The 19888-nt window shown below is 59.6% G+C and carries 16 protein-coding genes; 5 read left to right on the forward strand and 11 right to left on the reverse strand.

The window, feature by feature from the left end; all coding sequences use genetic code 11:
* Window positions 1–9 precede the first annotated feature (9 nt).
* Entirely contained in the window at window positions 10–990 is a 981-nt protein-coding gene (locus tag CHU71_RS07640) for an ATP-binding protein (protein ID WP_304505071.1), read from the forward strand.
* Here CHU71_RS07640 and CHU71_RS07645 read toward each other — a convergent pair whose 3' ends face one another.
* Both CHU71_RS07645 and mnmA read right to left on the reverse strand, forming a co-directional pair.
* Window positions 991–1902 (reverse strand): methionine synthase, encoded by a 912-nt coding sequence (locus tag CHU71_RS07645; protein WP_147760697.1) that lies wholly within the window; start codon window positions 1900–1902, stop codon window positions 991–993.
* A complete protein-coding gene (gene mnmA, locus CHU71_RS07650) occupies window positions 1902–2987 on the reverse strand; it encodes a tRNA 2-thiouridine(34) synthase MnmA (protein WP_147760698.1) in 1086 nt (361 codons plus the stop codon). Before mnmA ends, CHU71_RS07645 begins: the two co-directional genes overlap by 1 nt.
* A gap of 93 nt (window positions 2988–3080) precedes the next feature.
* Here mnmA and CHU71_RS07655 point away from each other — a divergent pair, with 93 nt between their 5' ends.
* Window positions 3081–3902 carry a spermidine synthase gene (locus tag CHU71_RS07655; protein ID WP_147760699.1) on the forward strand — a complete coding sequence of 274 codons (822 nt, stop codon included), beginning with the start codon at window positions 3081–3083 and terminating at the stop codon, window positions 3900–3902.
* Here the strand turns inward: CHU71_RS07655 and CHU71_RS07660 are convergent.
* Window positions 3883–4983: a glycoside hydrolase family 25 protein gene (locus CHU71_RS07660; RefSeq protein ID WP_049063740.1), complete on the reverse strand. Its 1101-nt coding sequence runs from the start codon at window positions 4981–4983 to the stop codon at window positions 3883–3885. The two genes, CHU71_RS07655 and CHU71_RS07660, sit on opposite strands and share 20 nt — an antisense overlap.
* Before the next feature lie 193 nt (window positions 4984–5176).
* On the opposite strand from CHU71_RS07660, the gene CHU71_RS07665 reads away from it, so the two are divergent.
* Window positions 5177–6361: an HNH endonuclease signature motif containing protein gene (locus tag CHU71_RS07665; protein ID WP_147760700.1), complete on the forward strand. Its 1185-nt coding sequence runs from the start codon at window positions 5177–5179 to the stop codon at window positions 6359–6361.
* Here the strand turns inward: CHU71_RS07665 and CHU71_RS07670 are convergent.
* The 8 genes from CHU71_RS07670 to CHU71_RS07705 form a co-directional block, all read right to left on the reverse strand.
* Complete coding sequence (locus CHU71_RS07670) at window positions 6333–8648, reverse strand: bifunctional lysylphosphatidylglycerol flippase/synthetase MprF (RefSeq protein WP_147760701.1); 2316 nt, start codon at window positions 8646–8648, stop codon at window positions 6333–6335. The two genes, CHU71_RS07665 and CHU71_RS07670, sit on opposite strands and share 29 nt — an antisense overlap.
* Window positions 8635–9843 (reverse strand): esterase family protein, encoded by a 1209-nt coding sequence (locus tag CHU71_RS07675; protein ID WP_147760702.1) that lies wholly within the window; start codon window positions 9841–9843, stop codon window positions 8635–8637. The genes CHU71_RS07670 and CHU71_RS07675 overlap by 14 nt, the downstream gene beginning before the upstream one ends.
* A gap of 70 nt (window positions 9844–9913) precedes the next feature.
* The gene (locus CHU71_RS07680; protein WP_147760703.1) at window positions 9914–11023 is read right to left on the reverse strand and encodes a cysteine desulfurase family protein; all 1110 of its coding nucleotides are present in this window, start codon (window positions 11021–11023) and stop codon (window positions 9914–9916) included.
* The gene (locus tag CHU71_RS07685; protein WP_147760704.1) at window positions 11023–11964 is read right to left on the reverse strand and encodes an electron transfer flavoprotein subunit alpha/FixB family protein; all 942 of its coding nucleotides are present in this window, start codon (window positions 11962–11964) and stop codon (window positions 11023–11025) included. Before CHU71_RS07685 ends, CHU71_RS07680 begins: the two co-directional genes overlap by 1 nt.
* An 8-nt stretch (window positions 11965–11972) precedes the next feature.
* Window positions 11973–12749 carry an electron transfer flavoprotein subunit beta/FixA family protein gene (locus CHU71_RS07690; RefSeq protein WP_147760705.1) on the reverse strand — a complete coding sequence of 259 codons (777 nt, stop codon included), beginning with the start codon at window positions 12747–12749 and terminating at the stop codon, window positions 11973–11975.
* Between the two features lie 24 nt (window positions 12750–12773).
* Window positions 12774–13958 (reverse strand): SAM-dependent methyltransferase, encoded by a 1185-nt coding sequence (locus tag CHU71_RS07695; RefSeq protein WP_147760706.1) that lies wholly within the window; start codon window positions 13956–13958, stop codon window positions 12774–12776.
* Window positions 13955–14782: an NUDIX domain-containing protein gene (locus CHU71_RS07700; RefSeq protein ID WP_147760707.1), complete on the reverse strand. Its 828-nt coding sequence runs from the start codon at window positions 14780–14782 to the stop codon at window positions 13955–13957. The genes CHU71_RS07695 and CHU71_RS07700 overlap by 4 nt, the downstream gene beginning before the upstream one ends.
* Before the next feature lie 12 nt (window positions 14783–14794).
* The gene (locus tag CHU71_RS07705) at window positions 14795–15646 is read right to left on the reverse strand and encodes an ABC transporter ATP-binding protein (protein WP_147760708.1); all 852 of its coding nucleotides are present in this window, start codon (window positions 15644–15646) and stop codon (window positions 14795–14797) included.
* A gap of 58 nt (window positions 15647–15704) precedes the next feature.
* Between CHU71_RS07705 and CHU71_RS07710 the strand changes: the two genes are divergently transcribed.
* The gene (locus CHU71_RS07710) at window positions 15705–17711 is read left to right on the forward strand and encodes a maltotransferase domain-containing protein (protein WP_147760709.1); all 2007 of its coding nucleotides are present in this window, start codon (window positions 15705–15707) and stop codon (window positions 17709–17711) included.
* Window positions 17712–17762: 51 nt separating this feature from the next.
* Complete coding sequence (gene glgB, locus CHU71_RS07715) at window positions 17763–19883, forward strand: 1,4-alpha-glucan branching protein GlgB (RefSeq protein WP_147760710.1); 2121 nt, start codon at window positions 17763–17765, stop codon at window positions 19881–19883.
* Window positions 19884–19888 lie beyond the last annotated feature (5 nt).

The following is a 19888-nucleotide window of genomic DNA, read 5'->3' on the forward strand; positions in this document are numbered from 1 at the left end:
CTTTATTAGGTGGGCCGTACTGCTGTGCTCGATGCATTCCGCAATGCCCTGCAGTCCCCAGCCGGCGCCTCCGCTCGCACAATGATCGTCAGCGGTGCGCGCGGTATCGGAAAGACAGTTCTGCTCAATGAACTGGAGGATTCTGCGAAAGCACAAGGCTGGATGTGCATTCGAGCTTCTGGGCGCACCAACATGGTCGAGGAGCTCGTCGAGACCACCATTCCGCGGTTGATCGAGCAACTCGCGCCCCGAGATAAGCGGAAAATCAACCGCATCGGAATCGGCGGGGTCGGAATTCTGCTCAGCATCGACGAAGTTCAAGACGCCTCAGTAGAAGACCTCACTTCTATCGCAGTGGCCTACCAAGATCTCCTGCGCAATGAGCTCGACATTTCCTTTGTCGCCGCTGGATTGCCGCAAGGCGTCAACCGCCTGCTCGATCTCCCAGGCGTTACTTTCTTGCGCCGCGCCCAAAGATTCGTTCTGGGTCCGCTTTCTGCAGGCAACGCCACCGAAGCCTTTACTGCCACCGCAGCTGACTCGGGCCTAAATTTCTCATCGGAGGCCATCAGCAAGGCCGTCGAGCTGTCGAAGGGCTACCCATACCTCGTTCAGCTGGTGGGTTCCTTGGCTTGGGAGCGCGCAAACGCCCGGGACGAGACCCAGATTGAAAGTACCGACGTAGACAGCATTGCCGACGAAGCCATTTCCATCCTGTGCACTCAAGTGCACTTGCCCGCCGCGTCCTCGCTGCCTCCTGCTCAGCGCCAGTTCCTTGACTCGATGTCTAGTGCTTCCGTTGATGGCATCGCCACGATTACGGAGATTGCAGAAAGCCAAGGCCGCACGGTCCGCTCGCTTTCGGCAACGCGCCAAAGGCTTATCGACGCCGACCTCATCGAGCCCGCCGCCCACGGCGAGCTGCAATTCGTCATCCCCTACATGGAGCGCTTCTTCAACTCCACCGACAAACTCGGCAGGGTCGACTAGCTAGAGATCACCGGCGTCGCGCACCAACATGCCCGCCGTCTCCACGACCGAGCGCAGCGTGCTTGCCGACGCCTCCCTTGGCACCACGTCCACCGCATCCACCAGCAGCTGCCGTGGCATACCCATGCGGTCAAAGTGCCGGGCCACAGCCACTGCTTCTGCCCGCGCATCGACGCCCGCGATTACGAAACCGATTCGCTTGCCTTCGCTTAAGAACTCGCCAAGGCCATCGATGTTCTTTGCCGTGTCGAGCCCAACGAAGTCAGTCACGAATGTTTCCGCGGCATCGGCGATTTCCCAATGCGTCCCCGAAACGAGATAGTCCGCACCCAACTCCTTGAGCTTCTCCCGAGCAACTTCCGCTGGGATCGCGCGAATCTCGTCAAAGTCGGTGGTACCGGGGACCTTTCCAGTAAGGACGTCGCCAAGTAATGGCTCATCCACCTGCACCCGCACCTGACCGTGAAAACGCCGCTGCAACTTAGCCACGTGATCCGCGATGCCCATCTGCAGGGCTTCATGCAGATCGCGGGTAGCACCGGCGTCGGAAAGCACACGGTGTCCATTCGCAAGTTCTACCGCCGCTGCTAAGCTCCACGGCCCCAAAACCTGCATCTTTAAAGCGGAAACAGACTCGCCCCATACCTCTTGGATGGCGTCCAAATCACGCTCCCACAGATCCCATGTGCGTCGCATCATAAGCTGTGGGCGCTGGGTCATCTGCCACGCGCGTGGGCCGCGGTCAACGTTGACCGCTTCTAAAAGCGCGGCCGTAGAGCCCACGGCATCCGCACCGAGCCCGCGCTCGGGAAGCTGCGGAATCGCCGGCAGATGCCCAGACTCGCCCATCACGATGTCGGCAGCCTCCGTCATGGAAACCCCACGCATCGGACCCAGCGAAAAGCCCGTCACTATGCCGTCCCGCAGATGGTTCCGGAACCCAAGACAATGTCGCCCAGCTCATCGGTGCTCGGCAGGTACAGCACTGCGGCTTGGCCGCGTGCAACACCGAAGAGCGGTTCTTTCAGCTCCAGCGTCATCTTGTCGCCATCGCGATCCACGTATGCCTTGCAAGGCACAACTGACCCGTGCGCGCGAACCTGGACCTCGCACTCCAGCTCGCCGTCCATGGCCGGGTGCAGATACTTCAGGCGGTCTGCCTGAATCGTTGACACCGCCAAATCCTCGCGCGACCCCACGGTCACAGTGCCGCTCGCTGCATCGATGTCGGTGACGTAGCGCGGGCGACCATCCCCCGTGGGCTCCTTAATGTCAAGGCCCTTGCGCTGACCGATGGTGTAGTTCCACGCACCATCATGTTGCTTGAGCTCCTGGCCCTCTTGGTCCACGATCATGCCCGGACGCAATCCGATTCGCGAGCCCAAGAAAGCCTGGGTATTGCCGTCAGGGATGAAACAGATGTCGTAGGAATCAGGCTTCTTCGCTGTGGAAAAGCCATGCCGCGCCGCTTCCTCGCGAATCTGCGGCTTTGGGGTATCGCCGATCGGGAAGTAGCAATGCTCGAGCTCTTCTACGGAAATCACGCCGAGAACATAGGACTGATCCTTGTTCTCGTCCTTGGAACGACGCATATAGCCGGCGTCGTCAAGCGTGGCGTAATGCCCCGTTGCTACGGCATCGAAGCCCAACGCCATACCTTTTTGGAGTAGCGCACGGAACTTGATCTTCTCGTTGCACCGCAGACAAGGATTCGGAGTCTCGCCGCGGGCATAAGAATCCACGAAGTCCCCGATGACCTCTTCCTTAAACTGCTCGGAAAAATCCCACACGTAGAAAGGAATACCCAGCTTGTCACAGATGCGACGCGCGTCTGCAGAGTCCTCCAAGGAGCAGCAGCCTCGCGCCTTCTCACGGGTCTGCTGAGCATCCTTATGTAGGGCCAAGTGCACGCCCACGACGTCGTGGCCTGCCTCCACCGCTCGGGCTGCAGCCACCGAGGAATCGACGCCACCTGACATCGCAACGAGAACTCGCACACATACTCCTTTACTTCGGCCGAATACGTTACTCTTTTTCTCCTTTTAGGCCTAACGACAATCGCAGCTCCTACATTCCCTAGGCTTAAAGACATGCGCAAAACGGATGAATTGGTTGGCACTTACGAGATTTCCACAGGCACGGCTGAGGTACTCGCAGACGAATATCACGACAATGGTTACATCCTCATGGTCAATGGTGTGCCATCGAGCCACATCGTGATCGGTTCCCCGGAAGTCCTCGAATTCGAGTACATGCGGTGGATTGCCGCGGCGGTAGAAACGCTTCTGCCAGTCGATCCAGCTTCGCTGCGCATAACCCACTTGGGCGGCGCGGGCTGCTCCCTTCCCCGCTATTTCGCCAGTATCTGGCCCAAATCACGGCACACGGTGGTCGAGCTCGATGCAAAGCTGGGCGAGCTTGTGCGTACGCTTTTCGACGTCCCCCGCTCGCCCACCGTCAAGATTCGCGCCGGCGAGGCCCGCGCGGTTACAGACAGTTTCGTCCCTGCCAGCCGCGACGTCATCATCCGTGACGTCTTTGCAGGCGACACGACGCCATATCCCCTCACCACGGTTGAATTCTTCCGTGCGGCTCACGACGCCCTCGCTCCCGAAGGCCTCTACGTAGCTAACTGCGGTGATCACCACGACTTGTCTATCGCCAAAGCTGAGCTGCAGGGAATGTCGCAGGTCTTTGAACACATCTCCGTTATTGCCGATCCACCAATGCTCAAAGGCAGGCGTTACGGCAACATCATCCTCTTGGGCTCTGATCGCGAAATGCCAGCTGCGGGCTCTGTTGAAGCCGCACAACTGTCAAAGTTGCTGTTAGGTGGCGCTGTCCCCGCCCATTACAAAGACGAGAAGTGGACCAAAAAGCACATGCAGGGCGCTACTGCGCGAGCTGATTAACTGCTTCCTGTGCCTGCTCTACTTGGTCTGGGTTGACGCCGTTTTTCGTAGCGATATGGCCCGCGTTGTCCAGAAGGATGGCCAAGTCGCCGACTGTGAAGTCGCCAGTTGCCATTTCTACGAGGTCATCGATAGGCAGCGTTCCATTCTGGGTGAGCTGCTTGACGAAGTCCGTGAACACGCCCGCAGCGTTCCCGCCAAGACCTGCCTGCTCGGCGGCGTCGACAAGCTGCGGCGTCGCGATAATGCCTGCCGCCAACGCGAGGATGGCTCCGATCAGCGGACCACTGTTGGAGCTGAGGTCTGGTGCGTCGTCGCCGAGCACAAGCCCCTCAAGGATTCCGCCGATGTCGAGGTAGTTGCCGTTGCTGAAGGACTCGAGCTGCCCCTCGCTACCGTTAAACAGGTTCATGTCCACCGGACCGGTAATGCCGTTAACGCGGCCGGAGCCGGAACGTTGCCAGAAGGAGATCTTGTCCCAGCCGCCCACTGGTTCCGGGGCCTTATCCTGGTATGCGGCGAGCCAGAGCGGCATATCGGAGAATTCCTTGGTGTTACCCATCTGCCCCATCCAGAAGTACTTGTAGGTGTAGATCATCGGGGTACGGCCGGTAAGCGCGCGCAGTTCAGTGGTGAATTGGCGAATCCAATTGGCTAGTTGCACCGGTGACAAGCCCTCGTCTACCTCAATGTCAAGAACAGGAGGCAGGGTCTGACCTGGCACGAGCGCCAGCTGCGCCGCAAAGTGGGCAGCCTGCGCTGAAGCTGACGACGCCGGGCGCGCGTAGTGATAAGCACCAACCTTGAGGCCCGCAGCAGAGGCTGCGTTGGCATCAGCAACAAAATAAGAGTTTGTCCAGTCGCTGCCCTCACTTGCCTTGACGAAGGCGAAGGACTGACCGTCAGTCTTGACGTCACTCCAATTAATCAGCGCTCCACCTGGATGCTGGTGTGCTGCGATGTCAATTCCCGAAGGGGCACTCGAGGTCCAAGCGCCGGCGGTCATCGTTCCTGCGATAGCTAGAGCAACGGATCCAACAACAGCAACGATGGCCTTGCGCATTCCCTTATTTGAAGTCATGCGCGTAACTGTACCGAGACAAACCCAATTATCCCTTTAGTAACACGCGTATCTTTTATAATATTTTTCCACTTTTACCTCTTTCATTCCTTTCGTACATATTTTCGATTTCTCCTTGAACTTGTCTCCGTACACGTTTAGAATAGGGGTATGAACATTCAAACAAATATTCTAACAGCGGGGGGCTGGGGGAATGAACGGATACTACTTGGTCAATGACACCTCATGCCCTGTAGCTACCGCCGCCAGGGAAGTAAGAAAGCTTGAGTTTGAGCTCTGGGCCGAATGTATTCCAGAGCACGACGCAGATATCGAACTTGTTATCCAAAATCTAGCCACCACAACAGGCCGCGGTACCTACCAAGCAAAGAAGATTCTCTTCGCTCTATACCGCGTCCACGAATTGCCTCAATTGCTTGCGTTGCAACATGAGTCATACTTCCTCGACATATCCAGGCTCACTGCCATCGACCTCGCTCTCAACAAACTCGGCGCGCCTTCACCGGAAGCTCTCGAGCAAATTGACGCGGCGTTGTGCGAGTTTTTCACTCCCACTAAGCCGCGGCAGGTTCTTCCATCCAACCGCGCCATCACCAAATTCATCTACGATCTCCTCCGCCTGCTTGATGACAACATCGAGCCAGAATTAAAGGAAGAGGAAAAGCGAAATGATTCCTACTCCACCTACCCAGTACCAGGTGGCCGGGCGGCCATCAGCGCCGAATACGACGCCGCCACAGCATTCGAACTAGACAAACACCTCAAAGACACCGCCGAAAAGCTAGAGATCACTCCGGCCGAGGCCCTCGAAAAACTCATTCGAGGAGAAGCTAATTCCCAGGCCACAGTCATCCTCAACATGTACCGCGCTAGCGACCTCAAGGATGCGCCTGCGTTCATTCAAGACGTCGGCTGGGTATCCGCTGAGGTAGCGGACACACTGGAGCCCACTGTCGTTCGTGACATGGAAAAGGCCGAGACCGCGGTGAGCAGCAGTTACACCACACCGGCCACGATCCGTGCGTACGTCGAAGGGCGCGACCTCACCTGCCGCATCCCTGGTTGTGACCGCCCAGCCTGGGAATGCCAGATGGACCACCGCATAAACTTCGCAGACGGAGGCCAAACCACAGCATCGAATTTGGTGAGCCTATGCCAGCCTCACCACAACCTCAAGACCGACGGCCGCGTCTGGTACATCATGGACGAAGAAACCAATGACATCATCTGGCTCTTCGACGATGGCCACTACGAATTCTCCCGAGCCGAAGGCCCCCTCGCTCCGAAGAAACGCAACTGGTTGCGAACTTTCATGGAGGCCGTGGCAGCAAGAAGAAGGGAGGCCCGAGCTAACTGTTTGAAAGACGAAGAGCGTTAAGCGCCTCGGATGCTTTCAAGTTGGGCAGGTATGCGTGAACAACTGCCAGACCGATCGAAGGAAGCGATAGCTCGTCCTCGTAGCAAAGGAACCACTTGTGCTCTTCAGGCTGAAACTTCCTCTTACTGGCAGCCAGAGAACGGAATCCATAGAGAGGTTCCATCTGCTCTCCTATTTTGGCGAGCAAAGTATCAAGTATGGATGGCTTCTCGGCTGCTCCTGCCAACGGCGCACCAGAAAGCGAAATCCACTCGCAGCCTTCTCCTGCCGCAATCACAAGCGCCTCCGAGATGAGCAGTTCCATCACGCCCTTAAACCCCTGATCATTGCGGCGCATCACGTCGAGCGTATACCCCGGAAGTTGCCCATCACGGCGGACCGGCATCCAGCTGGTCATGCCATGAATCATGCCATCATCACCAATTGCTAGGAGGAGCCGCGTGCCAGCCACCTTCATTTCTTCGATACCACCCAAGGTGAACCCCATCTCTGGGAGCGCTTTCTCGCTCACCCATTCCTCACTCAGTGCCACGAGGGCGGATGCCACACCGACGTCGAGTTCGTCCCAAGTGGTCCAGACAGTTGTGACGCCTTCCTTCGCCGCCTTGTTACGCGCGGTGCGGATGTTCTGGAATTTCTTACCCTTAAATTCGGTGTTCTCACAGCTCAGCACCGCTTCCTCGGCGACCTCGAGACGCTTAAAATCTGGGTGGTTATTAGCAAAGTCAGCATTCACGGAATACCACGCCGGTGTCATGCCTTCGGTCCTGACAAAGTCTTCAAACTCACGCGAAATATCGTCGCCGACCGGTCCGCCCAGAGTCAGGGCAATTCCGTTGGAAGCACGGTAGGCCACGTAGGAATCTCGCTCGAAGAAATATCGGTTGCCCTGCCACAAAGTCATGAAAGAGAGGTGGTCGCCAGAACGTCGTTCCAGGATTTCGCGCGCCTTGACACGGTCGGCCTCCTGCTGAGGATCCGAAGGGGCGGCAAAACAGCGCCACAAGGCCCAAATCACTGCGAGCCACCATACGTTGCCCACCCATTCGTAAAGGAACCAGCCAAAACCGTTGGCCGGGATCAGCTCGTGTGGAGCGACCAGTGTGATCACTGCAGGAAGGAACCGCAACGGCCACTCAGCAAGAGCAGTGCTTAACGACGCCCCGCCTACAAACGCCGACTTAACCAGCAGCGTTCCGAGCAGCCACGCAGCCGAGCAGGAAGCAGCCACAATGGCCAGGATGCCCGCGTATTTCTTAAGCATGCGCGGGGATTCGTGAACGCTAAAAAGCTTGTGCGAGTAGAGCAACACAGCAATGCAGAACAGCCAAGGAAGCAGCGCTTCAAACAGATTAACCCCATACAAAAAGAAGCCATCTTGGTCAAGATCCCAAAGCTGAATCAGGAGGAAGCCCAAGGACGCGAGCTGGACGACCAAGGAAAGAGACCAAGCAACACGCCGGCCGCGCACCAAGCCAAAGCACAATACAAGCTGAAGAAGAAGCGGCATCAGGTTGGCCAACATGGGCCCAAAGCCATGCATGCGAGCAATGTCAGCTGCCGAGATGCACGCATCGGACGTGGAATCGAGTGTGCACAGAACTTCGACGGAGACGTCGGAAAGCACAGGCCCCCACATGAGTCGGGTGAGGTCAGAAAAGGGCCCTTCGGCGGTGGGATTGATTGCCACGAGGACGGGGCTGATGGCAACCGCGCCCAAAATCAGGGCAACGAGGACGCGCCGCTCGCGAAGTGAGGGCGTCGCACGCGATTGAGGATGCCTCCACATGCCCAAGAAAAGCCCAAGCAGCGCAGCGGTAAGGCCAAGCACATCTGCAAGAGAGCCGGCGTAAAAGACGTTGGTCAAGGCCAGCACCATGATGAGTACTCGGAAGCGGCGCTTCCACAGGCGGGGCATAATCGCTGAGGCATACATGGCTGCGCCAAAGATCCAGCCAACCGGCGTAAACAAGAAGTTGTGGAGCAAGTCGTCGCCCCATCGATTCAAGCCGGTGATCTCAATTCCGCGGGCAATAACAAGAGCGAGCGGTGCCGAAACCATTTGTGCCAGAAGGCCAACGACGAAGTATTTCTTGCTGCCCAAAACCTTTTCTGTGGGGATGCCAAAGACGAGCGCAAAGAAGGTCACGACTATCGAGCCACCAATGGTGACGGTACTCAACCCAGAGGTGACGACCCATTCGTAGTCAAGCAGATGCAAAGCCCACATCACCGCGATAAGAGCTGCGGTAACTGGGAAGAACTTGAGCTTCTTAAGCGTAGACATCGGATTCCTTAATTCCGTCGAATGGGTCTCGTTCTACTTGGATTCCTCCGCGGGCTGCAGCCCACGCGAAGGTTTGTCTAAGCGCGGGCCGCCAAACCCCGAAGGAATGGCCGCCGGGCAGCGTGGCAACGTAGCTCTTAGCGCCTGCCTGCCGGAGCATCTCGGCGAGATCGTTCTGCGCGCTCTGGGCATCTTTATCCTTATCGCCGGAAATGAACGCCACCGCAAGATTGGGATATTTCTTGTTCTGAAGCAGGTGCGCAGGATTTTGTGCTTGGAAGGCGCGCTCGTCGCCTTCGAAGAGCTTCGTCACGGTGTCCGAGTGATTGCCCAGGGTGGGCTCAGCTTGACCGGAAAAGTCCATGTAACTGCCGTAACTTGCGGGATGGTTCGTGGCCACTTGCAGCGAACACGTACCGCCATAGGACAAGCCTGCAAGTGACCAGTGCGACTGATCCTCGTCTACGCGCAGCTGCTTTTTGATTGCAGCGGGCACGTCCTGCGAGAGATAGGTCATGACCTTGGCACGGGCAGAGTCGGCGCATACGGGATTTCCAGTTTCCGAGCCAGTCGCATCCACCGCGATAACGATTGGCGAGACTCCTCCGTTTGCTGCTTGGAACTGGTCCGCGGTCTGCGCGGCGCCTCCTGAACCAAACCATTGTTCAGGTCCACCCGGGTTGCCGTGGAGAAGCACCATCACTGGCAGTCGTTGTCCGCGGAAATAAGCAGGTGGCAGGTAAGCGATGGCCTCCCGCGCCTGAAAGCCTGACTTCTCCCCTTGCAGGTTCAAATGCACCGTCGCAGCGCCTTGGCCCTTGTAGGTAGGCAACTGCCAAGGTGAGATCTCTTGGGCCACGGGCCTAGGGTCGAGGGAACCGACGGTCGGGTACGTTTGGTACTCCAAATTCACCAAACCGGCCAGTGCGATCAAGGACAACAGCCCAGCGATCACGGTCGAAGTCTTAGGTTTGCGAAGCAACGCAGCGATAGCAATGGCACCCGCGATCAGAATGTAGACGGGAACGTCCCAGTGCCGAAGGAAAAGCCACGCGATGATAGCGGCAGCAACGGCGAACAAGACCGGCTTTATCTTGCGGGTCCATGCAATCAAGCCAACTGCGCCCACGAGGATGACCACGTAAATGATGCCATTAACAGGATCAGCCAGCGGAAGGTCTAGGAAGAAATTCACTCCTAAACACTAGTCCTGCGCTGGCTGAATACGCTGTGAGAAGGCTGCGAGGTTGGTACTGAATCGCTACCTAAACGCTGCGGGCACGCGCTACCACTGCGGGCAGCTCCTGGAGCACGAAGTCAACGTCCTCTTGGGTGGTGTTGCGTCCGAGGGTAAAGCGTAGCGAACCAATTCCATCGGCCTCGGAAACATTCATTGCTTCCAGCACGTGCGACATGCGATTCACGCCGGAATGGCATGCACTGCCTGTCGACGCCTCGATGCCCAACGAGTCGAGCAGCATGATGAGGCTATCGCCATCAGTTCCGGGAAAAGAAACATGCAGGTGCGAAGGAAGCATCGGCTCGGAGGAGTTGAGCACCACGTTGTCAATGCTGGATACGATGCCTGCGCGGAGGGCGTCGCGAAGCCGGCCCACGCGCTGGGACTCGGAAGGAATCTCGGCGATGGACTCCTCGAGAGCTGCGGCTAGAGCCGAGGCACTGGCGACGTCGACTGTGCCAGGGCGGATTCCACGTTCCTGGCCGCCGCCATAGGCGATGGGCTGCGGTGCCGGGCTGCGCTTGGCCAGCAGGAGTCCGATGCCGCGCGGGCCGCCGAACTTGTGGGCGCTCGCAGCCAGAGTGGTCAGCCCCAGCTCGTGAAAGTTAATGGGCAACTTACCTGCTACCTGGACCGCATCCACGTGAACGGGCGTACCGGCAGCTTGCGCGCGCGCCGCGAACTCGGCGATGGGCTGGATAGCACCGGTCTCGTTGTTGGCCCACATGCAAGTGGCGACGTCGGCCGGGGTATCCAGCAGCGAGAGGTCGCTGACGTGGGAGTGTCTGTCGACAGGCAGCAGTTCCACCTGCGCGCCCTTCAACTGTGCGACGGTGTCGCGGACAGCGGGATGCTCGATGGGCGTCGAGATGACGCGGTTTGTGTTGCCAGCCTTGTAAAGGCCCTGGATAGCGATGTTGTCTGCTTCAGTTCCAGAGGAAGTGAAGATCACTTCGATGGGTTCGCAGCCAAGGAGCTCGGCGACTTTCTCGCGGGCGTCGTCAAGCACGGAGCGAGCGCGCCTGCCAGAGGCATACTGGGCTCCCGAGTTAACGGCCCCGGAGGCGGCAACCCAAGCATCGATGGCCACCTGGCGCATGGGTTGGGTGGCCGCATAGTCGAAGTAGCGAGACATTACTTGCGGGACTCCAACTCAGCAACGAGTGCCGGGGCGATCTCGTGCACGTCGCCCACGACGCCGAGGTCGGCGATCTGGAAAAAGGGCTCGTCTTGGTCCTGGTTGACCACGACGATGGTGCCGGAGGTCTGCATACCGGAAGTGTGCTGGATGGCACCGGAGATTCCGAGGGCGATGTAGAGATCGGGTGACACGGTGACGCCAGTCTGGCCTACTTGATGTGCTGGGTCGTAGAAGCCCTGGTCAACAGCGTCGCGGGTGGCGCCGACGGCGCCGCCGAGGGCGTCAGCCAGCGGCTCCACGATGGTGGAGAAGTTGTCTTCAACGCCGCGGCCGCCGGAGACGACGACCTTCGCTGCGGTCAGCTCTGGGCGAGCCGACTTCTCGTGCGGGGTGAAGGAAGCAACGGTGACGTCCTTCGCGGTGGCGGCGGGCAGCGGCATCGGTGCGGGAGCGACGGCAGCCGGCTGCGGATCAACGGTCACGGCGCCTGGGCGCAGAGTGTAAATCGGGGTGGCACCGGCTGCGGTGGCGGTGGTCTCGTAGGAGCCGCCGAAGATGGTCAGGTGTGCGGAACTATCGGCGTTGATGCCGTCGACGTTGACCAAGGCGCCAGACGCCAAACGCGCAGAAAGGCGGCCGGCGATTTCGTTGTTGGTCGGGGTGGCTGCCAGCACGATTGGGGCCGGGTTTGCAGCGGCGAGGGCGTGCAGGGCATCGACCTCGGGCAGAATGATGCGCTTGTCGTAGTCCTCGGCGGTCGCCTGGACGATCTGGGCGGCACCCAGTGCTGCGAGCTCGGAATCGAAGGCATCGGCTTGCTTGCCGACGACGACCGCAGAAACGGTGCCCAGGGCACGAGCGGCGGTAATGAGCTCGCCGGTGACAGGGCTCAGGACGTTATCTTCGTGTTCTACAAGTACGTATACGTGAGACATTTATTCTCCTAGATAAGGTTCTTCGCGGCGAGGAAGTCGGCGATCTGCTTGGCGGCTTCTTGTGGGTTCGGCTCGGTAATGACCTCGCCGGCGGTACGGGCTGGGCGCTGCGCAGAGGCCGTAACGGTGGTGGTCGGCGCCACTGCATCGATGCCGAGCTTGGCGACGTCGAGGGTGCTAACCTCTGCTTTCTTCGCGGCCATGAGGCCCTTGAAGTTGGGGAAACGCGGCTTATCGGCCTTGTCGGTAAAGGAGACGATCGCAGGCACAGGCGCCTCGAGCTCCCAGTGACCGTGGGCGTCCTCGCGGACGCCGCGCAGGACGCCGCGATCTAGGCTCAGGGACTTCAGATCGGTAAGCGCAGGCAGCTGGCGGTACTCGGCGAGCAGACCTGCGAGCAGGCCGGTGGATGCGTCCGAAGAGGAGTTGCCGAGGGTAATAACCTGCACGTCCTCAATAGTGTTGATGGCCGCGTTCAGGGTCCATGCGGTGGACAGCGCGTCGGCGCCGGAGAGGGCGTCATCAAGCACGTGCACTGCCTCGTCCGCGCCCATGGCAAGAGCCTTGCGCAGCGCCTCATCGGCGGCGGCTGGACCCATGGTTAGTGCTACGACCTTGAACTCGGGGTTAGCCTCCTTCAGGCGCAGGGCCTGCTCAACGGAGTACTCGTTAATCTCGTCGATGACGTTGTCGACGCTGGTGCGGTCGAGGGTGTGGTCTTCCTCGAGGGACTTGGTGGACCAGGTATCCGGTACGTGTTTGACCAGAGCCACGATTGCGGGCATTGGACACTTCCCTTTCCGATAGATTTATGTTGCGTAATTATCCTCGGACGATACTACTCGCGGTCCGCACAGCAACGCGATTCCCTGCGAGCCAATGCGTGTCATCACAATCGCCATGGAACGTTTGCCCTTGAGCTTGAGCTTCTTGCGCAGCTGATCCGGATCGACGTTTAGACCACGGACCAGTATTTCAAGCGAGCCCGCGCCATGCGCCTGCAGCGCAGCCTTAAGCCGCTTGACGGGCACGGCCTCAATGAATGGAAATCCGGACGTGCCTGCCGGGATGCGTTCCCCGGTGAGGTACGCGATGCGCGGATCGAGCTGGTGCAGGTCCTCCCGGGCCGCGTAGTGGCGCACCAGACCCGCGCGGACCACGGCGCCATCGGGATCGATGATGTAGCTTCCGATGTCGCCGGCCTCGGGCAGGTTGTCCTCGTCAAAGTCGTTGCTGTCGAGGACGTCTGCGGCGCCTTCAGCGCCTTCCGTGCCGTCTTTGAGCAACACAGCCTGGCGGCCGGTAGCCAAACCCGGTGTATAGAGGCACGCTTCCTTGACGTTGCCATTCACGCTGGCCACAGAGACCAGGCCCGGCCACTGAGAGAAGTCGAGGCCGGGCGCGCACTTCACGGCCAGCTCGGCACTGTGCGCAATGCGCGAACTGTCAGCACTGTGCGCAGCAACTAGGTCCGGCAGAGGCGGCAAAAGCTTGGCGGGATCGGTGATCCGCTTGCCGTCCTTGCGGCGCGCGGGGTCAGCGATGAGTACCTGTGCAGTGGAGGTTTGGGTCAGCGCATCGGCGCGGAAGAAGGGGTGGTCCACGTTGTGCTGGGCCATTTTGATGCGGGAAGCGTCCAGGTCGGAGCCGATGTAGGTGCCCTTGTTCCAGGCGTGCCCTTCGGTGCCGATGGAACAGGTGACATCGTGGACAAGTTCCACGCCCAGGCCCTGCAGAAAGCGGCGTCGGTACTGCGCCAGCACCAAAGGCGTGGCCTGCTGCGCAGAGTCGGAATCCATGAGCCAGTCGGCTGGTAGCTTGCCGCTACGCCGGGCTTTGATCAGTTCGGCCACGCAGCGATAGTTCTCACCATAGAGCTGCTGGAGCTTGGCGACGTCGCTCAGCTGCGAGGCTTTGCTGAACTCAAGGTTTAGGCCCGCGATTTCGGGCAGATGCTGGGTGAGGAAATCGACCTCAGCGAGGGTATAACTCATATTCTGTCTACTGGGAAAGTCGTAAAGTACTCGCGGTAGCGCGGGTCGTCTTTGGGATCGCCGATGATGGGGCGAAGGTCGGAGAAGGAGGCGTCGTCAAGCGCTTCTTGCACCGTGGAATAGCTGGATAGCCGCAGCATCTGTGCCCACGTGGGCAGCGCAAGGCGCACCAGCCCGGCGCGCCAACCGTCGAGGACGAGCTGCGGTGGAAACCAACCGGCGTCGTCGGCCTCCATGGTGTGACCGTCCGGCTCTTGGCCCTCGGGCAGTACCCCAATGAAAAAGAAGGTGTCGAACCACTGTCCCCCGTCTTCGCCTGCCCAACGGGACCACGGGCGGAGCATGTCGGAATCGGCGCGCATGCCGTTGTTGCTGAGAAACTCGGTAAAAGAGATGTCATGGGATTCGAGGAGGACGCGCTCGCGGTGATAACGCGATGCATCGGAGACAATACCGTCGTCGCGAATGGCGAGCAGCGTGCCGGATTCCTCGAAGAGTTCGCGGATCGCTGCAAACACCAAGGCATGTGCTTTGTACTTAGTTACTCCCATGCGCCGTGCCAGGGAGATAACGGAGCGGCCTGTCCACAGATCGCCTGAGCTCCACATGCGGGGCGGGAAGTCACGTGGGTCGACTCCTCCGCCTGGGAACACCGCGTGCCCTGGATAGTTGCGCATGGTAGACACGCGCTCCTGAATCCATACCTCGAGCCCTTCTTCGCCGTCTCTAAGAAGCAAGACAGTCGCCGCCAAGCGTCCACCATTGAACCCGGTGGTTTCGTTATGGTCGATCGCGTCAAGGCGGTCATGGATGGGCTGGGTCATGCATCTTTCCGTTTAGCATAGGCGGCGGGCGAAGTACCGATCACCGATGCGATCCACTTGGATCGGCTGGTGGAATGCCTGAGTGAGGTTCGCGGAGGTGAGGACCGAGTTAATGAGGCCCTTGGCCACGACCTTACCCTCATCGAGGATCATCGCATGCGTAAATCCGAAAGGGATTTCTTCTACGTGGTGAGTAATCATGACGATTGCAGGCGCATCAGGGTCGAGAGCTAAGCCTCCCAGATATCCCACTAGGTCTTCCCGACCTCCTAAGTCCATGCCTGCGGAGGGCTCGTCGAGGATGAGTAATTCGGGGTTCGACATCAAGGCACGCGCCAAGATGACGCGCTTCTTCTCCCCTTCCGACAGGGTGCCCCAAGTGCGCTCCGCAAGGTGGCTAGCGCCCACTTGTTCGAGAATTTCATAAGCGCGAGAGAAGTCCATGTCTTGATATTCCTCGCGCCAGCGGCCGAGCACTGCGTAGCCTGCGGAGATAACGAGGTCATCGACGCGCTCGTTATCGGGGATGCGATGTTGCACGGCAGCTGAGGAGATGCCGATGGCGGCGCGGAGATCGCGCATGTCGGTCTTGCCAATGCGCTCGCCCATGAGGAAGGCGGTACCGCTGGAGGGGAACTCTTCCGCGGCGGCGATGCGCACGAGGCTGGTCTTGCCGGCGCCGTTGGGGCCGATGATGACCCATCGCTCGTCGAGTTCTACTTGCCAGTCAACTGGGCCCACCAGGGTCTGGCCGCCACGTCGAAGTTCGACGCCGCGGAAGTCGATGAGCCAGTCTTCGTCAGTCTCTGGCTCGGGAGCTGGGTTCACTGGATTCACTGGGTTTGTTTGATTCACAGGTTCCATTGTGGCGGATATTTCTGTTGGCCGGTGAAAGTGACACAGCTGCATTAATCTTAAGGGCATGACTACACGCCTTGCTATCGATGACGTTCGCCCAAGCTTGTCCGGTTCTGTCCCCTCTAAAGCAGTGGTGGACGAGGTAATTCCAGTAACTGCGCTGGTGTGGCGGGAGGGCCACGACGCAGTCGCCGCAACGTTGTCGGTGTGGAACTCGGACTCCCCCGCGGTTTCTTCCGTGACGATGGACTTCGATTCCGTCAATCCCGACCGAGTGCATGGCGTGTTTACTCCGGCGACCCCCGGCCGCTGGTTCTTCCGTGTAGACGCGTGGTCAGATCCGATGGCGACGTGGCGTAACGCTATTACCAAGAAGATGGAGGCCGGCCAGTCAGCGCAGGAACTGTCCAATGACTTGCTCCACGGCACGGAGCTCTTCGAGCGCGCATCCCTTCAGTCCCCAACGGATAAGGCAGCGCTGCTTATCGACGCCGCCCGTGCGCTGAGCGACGAATCCTTGGACCCCACCGAGCGAGTGCAACTGGCGCTGTCTGAAGAGACTACGAAGCTTTTGCACACCCACCCGCTGCGTGATCTCCTCGTAGAGGGCGAAATCCACGAGGTATTAGTCGAGCGTCGCGAAGCGCTATTTAACTCTTGGTACGAGCTGTTCCCTCGCTCCACGGGCGGTTGGGACGAGGACGGCCAGCCGGTGCATGGCACATTCAAGACTACGCAGAAGGCTTTGGAACGCGTCGCCGAAATGGGATTCGATACCGTCTACTTCCCGCCGATTCACCCGATTGGCGAGGTACACCGCAAGGGTAAGAACAACTCCGTGGTAGCAGAGCCAGACGACGTCGGCTCCCCGTGGGCTATTCAGGATCACTCCGCCACGCACCCGCAGCTGGGCACGATGGAAGACTTCAAGGAACTGGTGGCCCGCGCAAAGGAGCTGGGTCTCGAGGTGGCCTTGGACTTGGCCCTTCAGGCTTCGCCGGATCACCCATGGGCGCAAACCAATCCGGAGTTTTTCACGGTGCTGCCGGACGGCACCATCGCCTACGCGGAAAACCCACCAAAGAAATACCAGGACATCTACCCGCTCAACTTCGATAATGATCCTGACGTCATCTACAACGAAATTTTCCGCGTGGTCATGCTGTGGGTCGATGCGGGTGTGACCACCTTCCGCGTAGATAACCCGCACACGAAGCCAGCAAACTTCTGGAACTGGCTCATCTCCAAGGTCCACGTAACCCATCCTGAGGTCATCTTCTTGGCTGAGGCCTTCACCCGCGCACCGCGCCTGTTTGGGCTGGCCAAGGCGGGCTTTACCCAGTCTTATACCTACTTCACCTGGCAGACCTCCAAGTACGAGTTGACGGAGTTTGCCAAGATGCACGTCGAACAGGCTGATATCTGCCGCCCGAACTTGTTCGTGAATACCCCGGACATCCTGCACGAGTCCCTACAGACCGGCGGCCGCGCAATGTTCGCCATCCGCGCGGTTCTCGCGGCCACCTTGTCGCCACTGTGGGGTGTCTACTCCGGCTATGAGCTCTACGAGCACGAGGCTGTTGCGCCGGGTAGTGAAGAGTACTTGGATTCCGAAAAGTACGAGCTGCGCCCGCGCGACTTCCAGGTAGCGCTGAAGAAGGGGGCGTCGCTTGAGGCTTACATCCGCCTGCTGAATCTGATTCGCCGCGAGAACCCGGCCCTGCAGCAGCTGCGCAACCTCAAGTTCCACAATGCGGATAACGAGAACATCATCGCCTACTCCAAGGCGGACCCAGCCACCGGCAACGTGGTTCTCGCCGTGGTGAACCTAGACCCGCGCAATGCCCAGGAGGCCACCGTAACCGTGGACATGGAGGCCATCGGCCGCGCAGACGGCGACGTCTACACCGTGCACGATGCCATCACTGGCGCGGCTTATAACTGGTCCAACCGCAACTTCGTGCGCCTCGAACCGATGCGCGATGTGGCCCACGTGTTCGTCCTTCCACAGGCAGACTCCCATTCGTTGAACCGCCTTGCCTGGCGTGACGTTGACGATTACCGCGCATAACGCCTTTCATAACCAGCCCCGCACCCTCACACAGTTAGGTAACTTGGACACATGACCATTCCGGAACCAGACCTTTCCCGCCTTAATAATTGCCGTCACCACGCGCCGCATGCCTTTTATGGCTGGCATGAAGGTCTCGTCCGCACCCGCCGCCCTGGCGCTGAGTCAGTCCAGTTGGTTACCGCGGCTGGCGCTGTAGACATGTCCCCGGTGGGCCACGACTTGTGGGAGGCAACCCTGCCTCAGGAACAGGACTACCGCCTGCGCGTTACCTACCCGGGACAGACGCCTGTCGACGTCGCCGACGGCTATCACTTCCTGCCCACCTTGGGCACGCTAGACCTGCACCTGATTTCCGAGGGCCGCCACGAGCGCCTGTGGGAAGTGTTGGGCGCGAACCTGAAGAGCTACGACACGGACCTGGGCACCGTCGACGGCGTGGCCTTTGCCGTGTGGGCGCCGAACGCTGAAGGCGTTGCGGTAATAGGCGACTTCTGTGGTTGGAATCCCACCCAGTACCCGATGCGCAGCTTGGGTTCAACTGGTGTTTGGGAGGTCTTCATCCCAGGCATTAGCGAGGGCGAACACTACAAGTTCGCCATCCAGACCAGGGACGGCCGCCGTATCGATAAGGCGGACCCGCTAGCCAAGCGCACTATTGCCCCGCCGGAGACTGCCTCGGTGGTCTCCGCTAATCGCTACGAGTGGAACGACGCTGCGTGGTTAGAGCAGCGCAATGGTGACCTTAACGTGCCAATGAGCGTCTATGAGCTGCACGTGGGTTCCTGGAAGATTGGTTCCAATTACAACTCCCTGCGCGAAGAGCTCATCCCGTACCTGCAGGAGCATGGCTTCACTCATGTCGAGCTGCTCCCTGTTGCCGAGCACCCATTCGGCGGTTCCTGGGGCTACCAGGTGTCGGGCTACTATTCCCCTTCCGCGCGTTGGGGTACTCCAGACGACTTGCGCGCGCTTGTCGACGCCCTCCACGGCGCCGGCATCGGCGTCATCGTCGACTGGGTACCGGCGCACTTCCCTAAGGATGACTTCGCCCTGGGACGTTTCGATGGCCAGGCTCTCTACGAGCACCCGGACCCGCGCCGCGGCGAGCAGTCCGACTGGGGCACCTACGTCTTCGACTTTGGCCGCAACGAGGTACGCAACTTCCTAGTGGCCAACGCTTTGTACTGGGCGGAGGAGTTCCACATTGACGGCCTGCGCGTCGACGCGGTGGCTTCTATGCTCTACCTGGACTACTCCCGCGACGAGTGGCTTCCCAACCAGTACGGTGGCCGCGAGTACCTGGAGGCGGTCCAGTTCCTGCAGGAGACCAACGCCACGCTGAATCGCGTCCATCCTGGTGTCTTGACCATCGCTGAGGAGTCCACCTCCTGGCCAGGCGTTACTGCACCGACGGATCAGGGCGGTCTGGGCTTCGCCCTGAAGTGGAACATGGGTTGGATGAATGACACCTTGGAGTACTTCAAGCACGAGCCCATCCACCGCCAGTACCACCATGGTGAGCTGACCTTCTCCATGATTTACGCCTACTCGGAGCGATACGTGCTGCCGTTTAGCCACGACGAAGTTGTCCACGGCAAGGGCTCGCTCTGGACCCGCATGCCGGGCGATGACTGGAACAAGGCCGCCGGCCTGCGCGCGCTCTATGGCTACATGTTCTCCCACCCTGGCAAGAACTTGCTTTTCATGGGCCAGGAGTTCGGCCAAACCACGGAGTGGAACGAGTCCAACTCGGTTGACTGGTCCAACCTGGAGGGCTGGGGCAACGAGTGGCACCACGGCATCAAGCGCTTGGTGCGCGATATCAATGCGGTGTACAAGGACACCCCGGCGCTGTGGTCGCAGGACTTTGCACCTGAAGGGTTCCAATGGGTCAAGTCTGACGACTCGAACAACAACATGTTGGGCTACGTCCGCTACGGCACGGATGGCTCCGCGCTGTTGGCGGTGTGCAACTTCTCAGGCAGCTCGGTGCCCAACTATAACCTGTGGCTGCCGCGCGACGGCGCGTGGGAGATGATCCTCAACACTGACGACGCCGTCTACCAAGGAGCAGGCAACGATCTGCCGCGCTGGATTCACTCGCAGGGCAACTACACGGAGCTCCACTTGCCGTCGAACTCCGTGCAGTGGTACCTGTTCAGGGGCTAAGCTCC

This window comes from Corynebacterium sp. LK14, assembly GCF_008042215.1.
GTDB classification, from domain to species: Bacteria; Actinomycetota; Actinomycetes; order Mycobacteriales; family Mycobacteriaceae; genus Corynebacterium; species Corynebacterium striatum.